At 38.4% G+C, this 12,593-nt stretch carries 9 protein-coding genes; 3 read left to right on the top strand and 6 right to left on the bottom strand.

Going from position 1 to position 12,593, the window contains the following annotated elements:
* Both A3EO_RS0110325 and menC read right to left on the bottom strand, forming a co-directional pair.
* On the bottom strand, window positions 1–188 hold a 188-nt coding region (locus tag A3EO_RS0110325), incomplete at its 3' end, for a transposase (RefSeq protein ID WP_018347084.1).
* Window positions 189–552: 364 nt separating this feature from the next.
* On the bottom strand, window positions 553–1,551 hold the full coding sequence (gene menC, locus A3EO_RS0110330; protein ID WP_013745632.1) for an o-succinylbenzoate synthase: 999 nt from the start codon (window positions 1,549–1,551) through the stop codon (window positions 553–555).
* 164 nt (window positions 1,552–1,715) lie between these two features.
* On the opposite strand from menC, the gene queA reads away from it, so the two are divergent.
* Together queA and tgt are read left to right on the top strand one after the other, a co-directional pair.
* Complete coding sequence (gene queA, locus A3EO_RS0110335) at window positions 1,716–2,786, top strand: tRNA preQ1(34) S-adenosylmethionine ribosyltransferase-isomerase QueA (RefSeq protein WP_018347086.1); 1,071 nt, start codon at window positions 1,716–1,718, stop codon at window positions 2,784–2,786.
* Window positions 2,787–2,870: 84 nt separating this feature from the next.
* Window positions 2,871–4,007, top strand: coding sequence for a tRNA guanosine(34) transglycosylase Tgt (gene tgt, locus A3EO_RS0110340; protein WP_018347087.1), 1,137 nt, complete (start codon window positions 2,871–2,873; stop codon window positions 4,005–4,007).
* Between the two features lie 404 nt (window positions 4,008–4,411).
* On the opposite strand, the gene A3EO_RS0110345 is transcribed toward tgt, so the two are convergent.
* From A3EO_RS0110345 to A3EO_RS0110360, 4 genes are all read right to left on the bottom strand, one after another.
* A complete protein-coding gene (locus A3EO_RS0110345) occupies window positions 4,412–5,566 on the bottom strand; it encodes a fimbrial protein (RefSeq protein WP_154647145.1) in 1,155 nt (384 codons plus the stop codon).
* The gene (locus tag A3EO_RS12925) at window positions 5,551–8,067 is read right to left on the bottom strand and encodes a fimbria/pilus outer membrane usher protein (RefSeq protein WP_049805000.1); all 2,517 of its coding nucleotides are present in this window, start codon (window positions 8,065–8,067) and stop codon (window positions 5,551–5,553) included. The genes A3EO_RS0110345 and A3EO_RS12925 overlap by 16 nt, the downstream gene beginning before the upstream one ends.
* 8 nt (window positions 8,068–8,075) lie before the next feature.
* Window positions 8,076–8,768, bottom strand: a complete 693-nt coding sequence (locus A3EO_RS0110355) for a fimbrial biogenesis chaperone (protein ID WP_018347090.1) — start codon at window positions 8,766–8,768, stop codon at window positions 8,076–8,078.
* A gap of 102 nt (window positions 8,769–8,870) precedes the next feature.
* On the bottom strand, window positions 8,871–9,464 hold the full coding sequence (locus tag A3EO_RS0110360; protein ID WP_018347091.1) for a fimbrial protein: 594 nt from the start codon (window positions 9,462–9,464) through the stop codon (window positions 8,871–8,873).
* Window positions 9,465–9,933: 469 nt separating this feature from the next.
* On the opposite strand from A3EO_RS0110360, the gene A3EO_RS0110365 reads away from it, so the two are divergent.
* Window positions 9,934–12,593: autotransporter-associated beta strand repeat-containing protein (locus tag A3EO_RS0110365; RefSeq protein ID WP_018347092.1), on the top strand; the 2,660-nt coding region annotated here is incomplete at its 3' end.

Here is a 12,593-nt window from a genome sequence, read left to right on the forward strand (position 1 = left end):
TCCGGTGATAAGGGCTTCGTTCCGGGCAATACATAGCCTTGTTTTTCTGCTTGGACTTGTTTTATCCAACGACGTAATGCCGTTTCGCCTATCCCTAATTCCGAACAGGCTTGGGCAACAGAATAACCTTGCTCGGTGACTAATTTTACCGCGGCAACTTTGTAATCCGGGCTAAATGTTCTTCTCATCTTAATATCCTCTTTTTGTGATAGTTTACCACCTATTGAGGACTGCAAAATTAGTGTACCACTACAGTACCACTACACAATAACAGAAAGCACAAAAAATGAATTTTATCTTCGCTTACATACATGGTATTTAAAGCACGAGTTTTTTTAAAAGAACGAAGTGAAAAAGTGAATGAAACAGGCTATTTCCCATATAAGCATCGAAACATAAGAGGTGCTTATGCCAGTTTAAAATGGTATATGAATTATTTATTCTCTTTTGAAAAATATACTGAAATAAATATTAGCAACAAAATTGTCCACATGGCATAGTTTTTGATAGATCAGCAACAATTTTGTCTACTATGCCTTTTTTTGTGGTTAATCAATCAAATTTAACTTCAGTAATATAGTCACTGTTTAATTCGGCAAGCGGTAATGCAGAACCTTGCCAAGCCCGAACAACCTGCACTTTCATTAAATCTAAGGTGTCCAATCCCGGTGTGGTGTCTGGTGTATATTGTTGTGCGATACGGGCAAGCTGAGTTAAGCCAAAACTGGATTCAATGCTTGAGCTGATGACAGCAATTAAGCCTTGTTGATGTGCTTGTTCAATGAGCTGAATACATTTTTCTAAAGAGCCGACTAAAGTCGGTTTAATGACAATTGCCGTCACCCCGGGCTGCGCTTTTACTTCAAAATCCGTATCTCTCACTGTTTCATCCCACGCAATGGCAATGCCGGTATCTTGCGCAAACTGCAAACTTTCTGCCGGCGTTTTACAAGGTTCTTCTAAAAATTGAATGCGGCTGCGATGTTCCGGTTTAACATATTTGGCAAACATTTCTGCTTTTGCCGGTGTCCAAGAACGATTTGCATCCAAGCGGAGTTTCAGATCGGGAATCGCTTCTAGAAACATATCGGTAATTAAACCGTCACGATTGGCTTCGTATAGCCCTACTTTAATTTTTGCGATTTTTTCACCGGGAAGTTGATCCAATTCGGCATACAATTCATCCGGATCGCCATAACAGAGCGGCGCTGCTTTGAAATTACCTTCGGTAGCCAATTTATTTTGCATTTCCGCCAAAGCACAGCTTAAGCCGAAAGCAACGGAGGGATAACAGTTTTCAAGCGAGAGCTTCTCATTTTTAGCGCGTGCTTGATCCCACGCCTTCAACCACTCAATCGCTTGTTGTTGTGCTTGTTCTAACGTTTCTTGGCTGAATTCCGGCAGCGGTGCAATTTCGCCCCAACCCTCTTTATCTTTGCATTTGATTTGTACCAATAAACCTTCGCGCTGTTTTAAAAAACGATTGCGCAATACCACTTGAGAATCCATAGGAATTTGGTAACGATAAAGTTTATAGCTCCGTTCGGTCATAGTAGTTATCCTTTTGATGAGATGATATTTTTCGGCAAAGAGTATAACAATTCACCCCATTAGCGACAATAAAGGAAAATACATTATCTTTTTTGCATTTTGGTGCAGATCGCAATACACTTACGCCCGTTTTGAAATTTATAACAGCAATAAAGAGATAGATTATGCGTGTTTCCGATTTTTATTTTGATCTTCCGGATGAGTTGATCGCACGTTATCCGCAAAAAGAACGTACAGCGAGCCGTTTGCTGAAGCTTGATGGCAATAGTGGTGAATTTTCACATCATCATTTTAAAGATGTGTTGGATTTTGTGAATGAAGGCGATCTTTTGGTTTTTAATAATACCAGAGTTATTCCGGCGCGGATGTATGGACGTAAAAGTAGCGGCGGAAAAGTAGAAGTGCTGGTTGAAAGAGTGCTTGATGAGAAAAGCTGTCTGGCTCACGTTCGGGCATCAAAAGCTCCGAAAGAGGGCAGCGAGTTAATTTTGGGTGAGGATAAATTGGGAGAAGGAAATGGCGTTCGGGCAAGAATGGTCGGACGTTCAGATTCTCTGTTCCATTTACAATTTGATATTGATGGCTCATTGTTGGATACCTTACAGCAAATCGGGCATATTCCATTACCGCCTTATATTGATCGTCCGGATGAGGATGCCGATCAAGAGCGATATCAGACCGTTTATAGTAAAGTGCCGGGAGCGGTAGCCGCACCGACCGCTGGTTTGCATTTTGACGAGGAACTGTTGGCAGCATTGCGGGCGAAAGGCGTCAAAATGGCTTTCGTTACGTTGCACGTGGGTGCCGGCACATTCCAGCCGGTGCGAGTGGAAAATATTGAAGATCACCATATGCATTCAGAATATGCGGAAGTGCCGCAAGAGGTGGTGGATGCGGTGTTGGCAACAAAAGCTGCCGGTAAACGCGTGATTGCCGTCGGGACAACATCAGTGCGTTCATTGGAAAGCGCAGCCTTAGCGGCGGAAGAGAAACAGAGTACACAATTAATTGAGCCGTTTTTTGCGGATACGGCAATTTTTATTTATCCGGGGAAGAAATTCCGTGTTGTTGATTGTTTAATTACCAATTTCCATTTGCCGGAATCAACTTTAATTATGCTAGTGTCTGCATTTGCCGGTTATGACAACATTATGCGAGCTTACCGTAATGCCGTGGAAAATCGCTACCGTTTCTTTAGTTATGGCGATGCAATGTTTTTAATCAAAAAGAATTAGCCTTTAGGCAATTTTACGGGTGATTGTTAATCTTTTATTAATCACTTAATACCTTCGAACTGTTTATTCGTTGATGGAGAAAATATGAAATATCAATTAAAAAATACTGATGGCGGTGCTAGACGTGGTGAACTAACATTTGAACGCCCTCAAGGGGTCTTTACCGTACAAACGCCTGCATTTATGCCTGTAGGAACTTACGGCACAGTAAAAGGAATGACACCGGAAGAAGTGCGAGAAACTGGTGCAGAAATTTTATTAGGAAACACCTTCCATTTATGGTTGCGTCCTGGGCAAGAAATTATGCGTAAACACGGCGATTTACACGATTTTATGCAATGGCACCGTCCAATTCTTACTGACAGTGGCGGTTTCCAAGTATTCAGTTTAGGTAAATTACGCAAAATTACAGAAGAGGGTGTAAAATTCCAAAACCCAATTAATGGAGAACGCATTTTCTTATCTCCAGAAAAATCAATGGAAATCCAATACGATCTTGGTTCTGATATTGTAATGATTTTTGATGAATGCACGCCTTACCCATCAACTTTTGAGTATGCAAAAAACTCAATGGAATTATCTTTACGCTGGGCAAAACGTTGTCGTGTTCATTTTGACAAATTAGGCAATAAAAATGCGTTATTTGGCATTATTCAAGGTGGCGTACACGAAAATTTACGACAAATTTCATTAGATGGTTTGTTAGAGATTGGTTTTGACGGCTATGCAGTCGGCGGGTTGGCTGTGGGAGAACCGAAAGAGGATATGCACCGTATTTTAGAATATATTTGTCCAAAAATTCCTCAAGATAAACCACGCTATCTTATGGGAGTCGGCAAGCCGGAGGATCTTGTTGAAGGGGTAAGACGCGGTATTGATATGTTTGACTGTGTAATGCCAACTCGCAATGCACGCAATGGGCATTTATTTGTTACTGACGGTGTTGTTAAAATTAGGAATGCTAAATATCGTGATGACACTTCCACACTTGATCCAGAATGTGATTGCTACACTTGCCGGCATTACACAAAATCTTATCTACATCATTTGGACAAATGTGGTGAAATTTTAGGCGCAAGATTAAACACTATTCATAATTTACGCTATTATCAACGTTTAATGGCACAAATTCGTCAAGCGATTGAAGAACAGCGTTTTGAAGCATTTGTCAAAACTTTTTATGAAAGAATGGGGAAACCTGTTCCGCCATTGAAGGGATAAGAAAAAATCATTTTTGGCATTGACACGCTTTTTTATAACTGACTAAAAGCTGTATTTGAAAAATATTACAATATAAAGATAAAGGCTACAAAACGTAGCCTTTTATTATTTTTATACTTTGGGAACCTAGTTTTTTATTAGTTATAGTAAAAATTATAAATTACCTTTCCTTTAACTTCTCCATGTTCTACTGTAGTTGGCGTAGTTTTCTGATATTGACATCCTCCCCGCCCTAAAGGACGGGGATTCCTACTAGTGCCCATTGCAAGCAATGGGCTACTCTCGGTGGGTTCTTGTTGCTGACTTCTAATGAAGTTCACTTCACAAGCTCTACGGACATGTCCTGCCCTGATTATGCCGTCATTGAGAGTCTAATAGCGACCTCTGTTAGCAAGGTTAGAATATCATTTTAAGATATTATGCGCAATTGCCTTATATCTCCGCCCTGAAGGACGGAGTTTTACGGCACGAATCTGATAAACTGTATAACTTTTTTTCAAAAATGGTTCATTACTTAAACGCTTTCCAAACAGTTGCATATTAGGATAATCCACTTGTTCCCCCTGTAAAACGATCGACGAAGTCGGAGCCGGACCATATTGCACTGCTTTTCCTTCACTATCTTGAATGATAAACTTTACATCTTCTCTTTTAGTACTACCGTTCTGGGTAGTCAAAAATGTAGTCTTATTACCCGGATCTAATTGATCGGTAAACATAATATAAGCGTTTTTAATTTCAGCTTCCGAACAGCTTAATAGCAAATCAAATTGACCACCTTTAATTCTTTCCCTATTTTCAAGCTCCGCTTTCGTAACAGGGGAGAGATTTACCTCAAAATCACGATTTCCAGCAATTATACAGGTACGAGACAGATGAAGTGTTGCGTCATCAGCAGAGAGCAATTCAACTCCAGTAAACTTATTATACAAACTTCGCTTCCCAGTCCATTTATCACCACTTAATGAGCTACCATTTTCACAGAAGATACTAACTACACTCAATGGTTGCTCTTTCCTAATTATATAGTCAGCATTTCCATTATATAAAGCCTCTTTTTTTAGCTCTAATTCCAGTCTAAAGTTAACTGACTGCCCATTCTGTACCCGTAAACGTTGGTCCTGCATATTACCATCAATCTTTTCTGCATTTGCTGTCAAATTAATATTAAAGTAGCGAGCAAGATACGGCTGGTCAATTATATTTACCCCTGGATAAAATTTAATTTCCCAATAATATACGCCGTTTCTTTGCTCATTATTACAAAATTGCCCCTTAGATTCATCGATCTTTGGTCCCATGGTATTCGATAAATTCCATTGATAAATGATTTTGTTCTTTTCTTGAGTTACAACTGGCATTACTGATAAAGTAATTTTTTGGTTTTCTACCGATATGTTACCATCTTGAGCATCTGTTGTAGGAATACCAACTGCTATGTTGCCAAAATTTAAGTATTCTCTAGCAAAAGCCGGCTGATAACCACTCAGGGCAATTCCTAATAAACTACAATAAGTCAAAAGTTTCTTCATCATTTCCCCTTTTAATAAAATTGGCATTGTACTGGCACAATAACAGGCATTGTGTTATCGCGCTCTTGTGGCAGTTGATAATTGATATGGCAACGTGTTTCGCCCCAAGAAAGTTTTAATTCACCACTTTCTGCAATGCCTCGAGTATAGATTGTGCCACCTTGTGCCACCACACCGACTGATTGATTATTTTGATCAAACACTTCTGTACCTAATGGTGGCAACTCTTTTTCATCATTAGTTAATTCAAAGAAGACAACCGCACCTTGCTCTGTTTCAAAATTCACTAATATCGCTTGATTGGCACGCGGAATTACCGATTGTTCTGTGGCTGATAGCTCAACCGTGCTTGGTAGTGAATTTCCATCCAGCCCTACATAGTTCATTGCATAAGGTTCAATATAAGGCACAATACCGTTACCGAAGTAATCAATTTTATTACCTACCGAACCATTAATTAATGCCCCTTTTGCTCCTTTGGCGTGAATAATCGCAAAACTATCGCCTAAATCATTGGATAATGTAATGCCTTTTGGATGAGCCACAACAGCACCAGATGCACCGAATGATATTTGCTGACTGCCTTTATTATCACGGCTCCAAGAAGCACTAAGGCGTGCTTGTGGGCTTGAGTAGTTATTGTTAAAGGAAATATTGCTGTTATCTTTCTGTTTGCTCACTGCAATATTGTAGTTATATTTGCCTTGTTCACCCAATGAGCCATATAACGAAGTTGAGGCGTAATAGCCATTTTCTTTATGATAATTAAGCGTTTGTGAAACATAGGCACTATTCGTGCTATTACCTAACGGCAAGGATAATGACAGATAAACTCTTCTATCATTTTTGCCATTGCTTGTTTTCCCTTGAGAAAAGGAAAGGCTGTAATTAAGTTTTTTATAGCTATTACCATAACCAATTTGGTATTCATTGCGCTTTTCGTTGCTATCCCAATAGGTATAGGTGCTACCATTAACATAAACACTTCCCCAATTGTCTTTAAACACTTGGCTAACTGTTACTTGAAATTGGTTCTTTGGGCGATAATAGTATGACGACATATCAATCTCTTGTCTGTCAACAAAATCACGGTTGTTCGCCAATATCGTATCTTGCAAACTGTAATACTTACGGGATAAATAGCGATATGCTGCCAATGTTACATTAGTATTGGTTGGTTCAATATGCGTGTTATAGCTAAAATAGAGGTTATATCCTTTATATTTTTGCTGTGAATCAACAATCTTAGCATTTGAAAATGTTGCATTCCCTGAAAATGCACCAATAGGCGTATTAACAGCAACACCAATTAATTCTGAATGGTAATTTTTAGCCAATATAGCACCAAGGTTAAGTGTTACATTATTAGTTAAACCATATTGCCAAGTGGCTTGTGCAACATTATCTAAAGTTTCATTATCATAACGGTAACGTCCCGCACTTAATTGATAGCGACTATAGCCAGGGCGGATTAATTGTGCTGTAGCAGTGTATGGCACGGTAAATTTGCGTTTCTCGCCATTTGCTTCTAACACTTCCACTTCAAGATCACCGCCATAACCGGTCGGGAATAGGTCATCAATGGAGAAAGCTCCTGCAGGCACAGACACTTCTCGTAATAGATTACCGTTTTGTCGAACGCTAACAATCGCATTAGTATTGGCAACGCCTCGTATAACTGGTGCATAGTAACGTTCAGAAGCTGCCAGCATTCTATCATCAGATTCTAGCTGCACGCCTCGAATGGCGATACTGTCCATTAATTGACCACTGGTGTAAAAATCCCCGATAGTAAATTGACCACGTAATAACGGGACATCGTGTTTAGCATAAGTTGCAATTCGTTGATAGCTCTGTTTTTGTTGATTAGCCCAAGTCTGAGAACCACGATGACGAAATGCCCAACCAAATAAATTAACACCTGCATCAATGCCCAAATAGGTTTGTTGAGCGTCTATATCTGAATATTTATAACGATAATGTGTTGCATCATAACGCACAAAAGCAACGGGCGTGCCATCTTGCCATTGTGCTGGTGAAATATAGCCTTGCGGACGTTGAGTGATTAATGCTTGAGCAATATTCACATCTAATCGCAATTGCCCCATATCAAAGTTCACTGTAGCTTCAGGCACCAGTTCAGAGAAAGAGTGACAATTCCCATTAATTGTTTTAGGCTTATCTGCAAACGCTTCACTTTTCAAATCTAACAAGGCAAGCAAATTTTCTGTTGCACATAATACAGAACGTTTTTGCTCAGGCACATCGCTATATTGAATGTTAATACGTCCAAGCAATTTCTCATTCAAATAAACATCTGCAATATATTCACCTGCCGGAACTGCGTTCTCATAACTAAAGCGTTGAACATCAATATTTTTTTTGCTTTCACTGCCAAATAAAAAATCAGCGTCAAACTCTACATATTCATTAGCATAGGCATAACTAAACCAGCTATTTAACAAAATTAATGATAAATAGCTCAGTTTAAATTTTGTTGGTTTGCTGAAAAATTTAGGTTTTATCATATTTATCATTAATGTTGCATAGTGCTAGTTCCACTCGGGGTCGCACCATAATCGTTAATAACAGTCCAAGTAACGGTTGTTGCACTTGCTGGAATGGCTTTATTTAATTGAAAAGTTGCTTGTGAGAATGGTGCTATCATATTCGCACTCACAGTTTCTGCTGTACCAACTTTCATTTCAGGATACGTGATGTAATACGGGGTTGGATTATCCACAAGCAATTGTTTACCTTGCCCACGCCATTTTACTTGTGAATAGGCATCGCTCGGTGAAATGGTTAATTCCACAGGGCGGAAAAAGAGTTTAATACGGCTACGCAAGGCGATTTGTAAATAATTTTGACTTTGGTCTTTTGGTTTTGGCGGAATATCTAACACATTTAAATAGAAAATAGATTCACGGTCTTTAGGCAATGATGCGCCAGTATAAGTAATACGCAATGTTTGCCCTTTATTTCCGTCAATACGAGAAATCGGTGGTGTAATCACAAATGGGGTTTTAATTGTTTCCGGTGCGGCTTGAGGGTCGCCATTGTCAATCCAAGCTTGAACTAAAGAAGGTTTTGTGCCAGCATTCGTAAGTTGCACACTCACTGTTTTTTGATTAGAAGGATAAATCACACGAGTGCCGGTGATAACCACATTTGCTGAAACTGACATTGCCCACAAGGCGATGATGATAGTGAAAAAATATCTCAACATAAGCCCCTCTAATAAAACTCTCAATAAAACAATTAATAAAAATGCAATAAAATAGATAAGTAAAAAATCGGGCAGGAAATCTGCCCGATAAGTAGAGAAAGATTATTCGTATGCGATGGTATACTTCACGGTAGATTGAACTTCACCAGCCCCTGCTGGATTAGTTGCATAGTAACGAGCTTTATATTTCAGTGTAGCTGTTTTTTTGCCTGAATCAATTCCAGCTTTTTGAGACTCTTTAGTTTGTTCCGCATAAGGTTTTGTAATATCAATTGGAGTATCATCACCGTGAAGTAATTGCACCACCACATTTTGAGCTGCATCACCAATATTAGCAGGTTTATTTAGTAACTTACCATCAGCTGTTACTTTATCTGATTCATTCACGAAGAATGCTGCTGCTTTTGTTGCAAGTTTTCCTGTTGCAGATTGACAACCACTTAATTCAAGTGTAAATGCTGTATCACCTGTTGTTGCGCCCGGAGTAGCTAGCGCTTTTGTAGAAACTGGTGGTAATGGTACTGTCAAATCACCATTTTCTTTTCCGTTAATTAAACAAGTGGTATCTGTTACTTTACCAGTGATTGTAATAGTGCCACCATTTGTTGAATTAGCAGCATCCGCAGCTGCAAATGCACCTTGTGCTGATAAGCCTAAACCAACGGTAATTAAAGTTGTTAAAAGTAATTTTTTCATTTTTTCAAATACTCCTTCAGGATTAAGTTGATTTACGTGAAAGTATACATAAGTTTCAGGGGGGGGGGTAAATCTTAATCAATAAATGTAAATTTACACGTAAGGATAGAAATATTTAAAAACCGCTTTTCAAACAAACTCAATATAATTAATATGTTAGCTTGTATAAACAGAAAATTTAATATAACTACTCTATTTTGGAGTAAACAATATAAATAAAGAAAAAAAGCAAAAGAGTTGAATTTGTGAATTAAATCAAAAATGAATTTTGATGCAAATAATGTGAAAATGATTTTAGGATGGTAATAATCTGCACTTTAATCTTGAGCAATTTGAACTGAGATTAAAAATGCAGATTTATATTGTGAATCAATTATTGTTTAATGTTGTAAGATATGTAACATATATTGTTTAAATTTAAATTTACTATAGAATAGTAAAAATTTTAATTCAAAACTAAGGAATAAAAATGAATAAAATTTATCGAGTGATTTGGAATGCTGCTAAAGGTGTGTGGCAATGTGTGTCAGAGTTTGCTATAGCGAAGGGGAAAAGTAAAAGTAAGTTGGGCAGAAAACAAACTTCAAAAGAATCTCGTGCTTTTATTTTAACATCGTTAAGTTTAATGTTATTAACTAATGGCGTGTGGGCAAACACTTTTGATGTAAGTAGAGATATTACCACCTCAGTTACAGATCCTGGTGCTAACGTTGGAACACCTGATCGTACGGGAACTTATATTGGTACTAATAAACCAATAACATTTACTATTAAAGATGGCGGTATATTCACTGCAACGAGGGATGTACAAATTGTTCAGTTCACTAAAACTTCTCCATCAGGAACTAGGGTAACTGTTACAGGTACCGGTCAATTGCGTTTATCAGGTAATAAGAGTTGGCTTGATATTGGAAGTGGAGGATATGCTTATTTAGACATTCTTAATGGTGGAACAGTTGTTGCAAATGGTTTTGTTGATATAGGCTCTAATGGAGGAACTACATTTTCTGTACTTACCATTGATAGTGCTAACTCATCACTCTGGGTGGAGAATGACTTAGTAGTTGGCGATAGTAACAGAGGATATGGGCGGTTAATTATCCAAAATGGCGGTAAAGTTACAGCCGGTGGTTTAATATCTACTGCCGATGAAACATCAAGTGCGGTATCGGATGTCATTGTTAATAATGGTACTATTACGATAACAGATCCGTCAAAAATATTATTTGATAAGATGGATACTAGTACCCAAGATAAAATTGAAATTCAATCAGGTGGACTGACGCTGATAACTAATGGCACAGCAAATAATTATACCCAATTTGATAAAGCGGCTATCAGTGGTGAAGGTGCGTTAACTAAACAGGGGGAAGGTAATTTAATTTTTGCTGCTGATAATACCTATAGTGGAGGGACTAATGTTACAGCAGGTCTTTTGCAGTTAGGTAATGGAACTATAACAGGTAAAGCAGGCAGCGGTAAAATTACTTTATCTGATAGTACAACACTCGCATTAAATCATGGTACTAATGATTTCACTTTGGATAATTCTATTTCAGGTAGTGGGAAAATTAGTCAATTAACCAACAATACAGGTACTACAACTATAACAAATGACAATACAGAATTTACAGGTAATGTTGAGATTCATGGCGGAACATTGCAAGTCGGTAGTGGTAGTTCTACGGGTGATATTGGCAAAGGTACTGTCACTGTAAATTCAGGCTCAAATTTAAAAATTAATCATTCAAATAGCTATACATTAGATAACACCATTGGAGGTGAAGGTAATCTAATACAAGCAGGTAATGGTACAACTATCGTTACAAAAGATAACACTTATACAGGGACAACCACAATTAACTCAGGCACATTGCAAGTCGGTAGTGGTAGTTCCACGGGTGATATTGGTAAAGGCACTGTCACTGTAAATTCAGGCTCAAATTTAAAAATTAATCATTCAAATAGCTATACATTAGATAACACAGTTACAGGTGCAGGTAACTTAGAACAGGCAGGTAGTGGCAAAACATCACTTGATACAGGCAAAAATTATAACTACACAGGAAAAACCACTGTTTCTAATGGTGAACTAGATATTGTCAAAGGTGCGGTGATCAGTCAAACGAGTGATGTGTTTATTGGTAACGGTAGTACGTATACTCAAGGACAAGATAATCAAGCCAAATTAACCGTTAATGGCGCACTAACGACTAGTAAAACTGGTGAAAATGACTACGGTGATGTAGAGATAACACATGGTCAATTTACTGTAAATGGTACTGCAACAGTTGGAAACATTAAATCAACACAAAGTGCGAATAATCAATTAGCCACAGTAAATGTAGCTAAGGATGGAGTGTTAACAACCAATCTAATTAATGACGATGTGCTTTTCCAGAACTTTAAAACCACCCCAGCTCCAGATACGGTAACAGTTGATGGTACGTGGAACGCTAATGTGGCTTCAGGAGCGGTTAAACAAGAAACTGATGCAGCATTCACTGGGAATGGTACGCTAAATAAAACGGGTAGTGGTACATTAACCCTAGATGCAAATAATAAGATCGGTAATGCAAACATTAATGATGGAGAAATTAGTGTTAATGCAGGTAAGTCTTTAGCAATTACAAACAATTTAACGGTTGGTGATGGAAAAGATGGAGCGGGTACAGCGACATTAACTAATGCGGGAACAGTGACAGCGGATACTGTGACGGTTAAATCAGTCGGTAATTTAACCAATACTTCAGCATTGACTGTTACCAATGAGTTAAAAGTAGAAAGCGGTACACTAACCTCATCAGGCACAACCCAAGCCGGTACATTAACTGTTGATAAAGCAACCAATGCTACACAAAGCGGTACAGTGAATATTACCGGCGGTACGACAACTGCGACAAATACCACCATCAAAGACGGTGAAATTGCTGTATCGGGTGGTAAGCTCAATGGTGGAGTAGTAGCTGTTGGGGATAACGATGGTACTGCTACNGGTGATGNNGCGNAATTGACTGTTTCTGGTACAGGAAGCGTTGGGGCAACCAGTGTAACAGTTAAAAATGACGGTACAGTAAGCAATACTTCTTCTGCAACTGATGGTTTAAAAGTTACTGGTGAGTTAAAAGC

The organism is Gallibacterium anatis DSM 16844 = F 149 (genome assembly GCF_000379785.1).
Classification (GTDB): domain Bacteria; phylum Pseudomonadota; class Gammaproteobacteria; order Enterobacterales; family Pasteurellaceae; genus Gallibacterium; species Gallibacterium anatis.

Coding starts and splice junctions, on each gene's coding strand:
- A3EO_RS0110360 (WP_018347091.1), bottom strand. CDS start 9,464: ATGAAAAAATTACTTTTAACAACTTTAATTACCGTTGGTTTAGGCTTA.
- queA (WP_018347086.1), top strand. CDS start 1,716: ATGCGTGTTTCCGATTTTTATTTTGATCTTCCGGATGAGTTGATCGCA.
- A3EO_RS12925 (WP_049805000.1), bottom strand. CDS start 8,067: ATGATAAAACCTAAATTTTTCAGCAAACCAACAAAATTTAAACTGAGC.
- menC (WP_013745632.1), bottom strand. CDS start 1,551: ATGACCGAACGGAGCTATAAACTTTATCGTTACCAAATTCCTATGGAT.
- tgt (WP_018347087.1), top strand. CDS start 2,871: ATGAAATATCAATTAAAAAATACTGATGGCGGTGCTAGACGTGGTGAA.
- A3EO_RS0110355 (WP_018347090.1), bottom strand. CDS start 8,768: ATGTTGAGATATTTTTTCACTATCATCATCGCCTTGTGGGCAATGTCA.
- A3EO_RS0110345 (WP_154647145.1), bottom strand. CDS start 5,566: ATGCCAATTTTATTAAAAGGGGAAATGATGAAGAAACTTTTGACTTAT.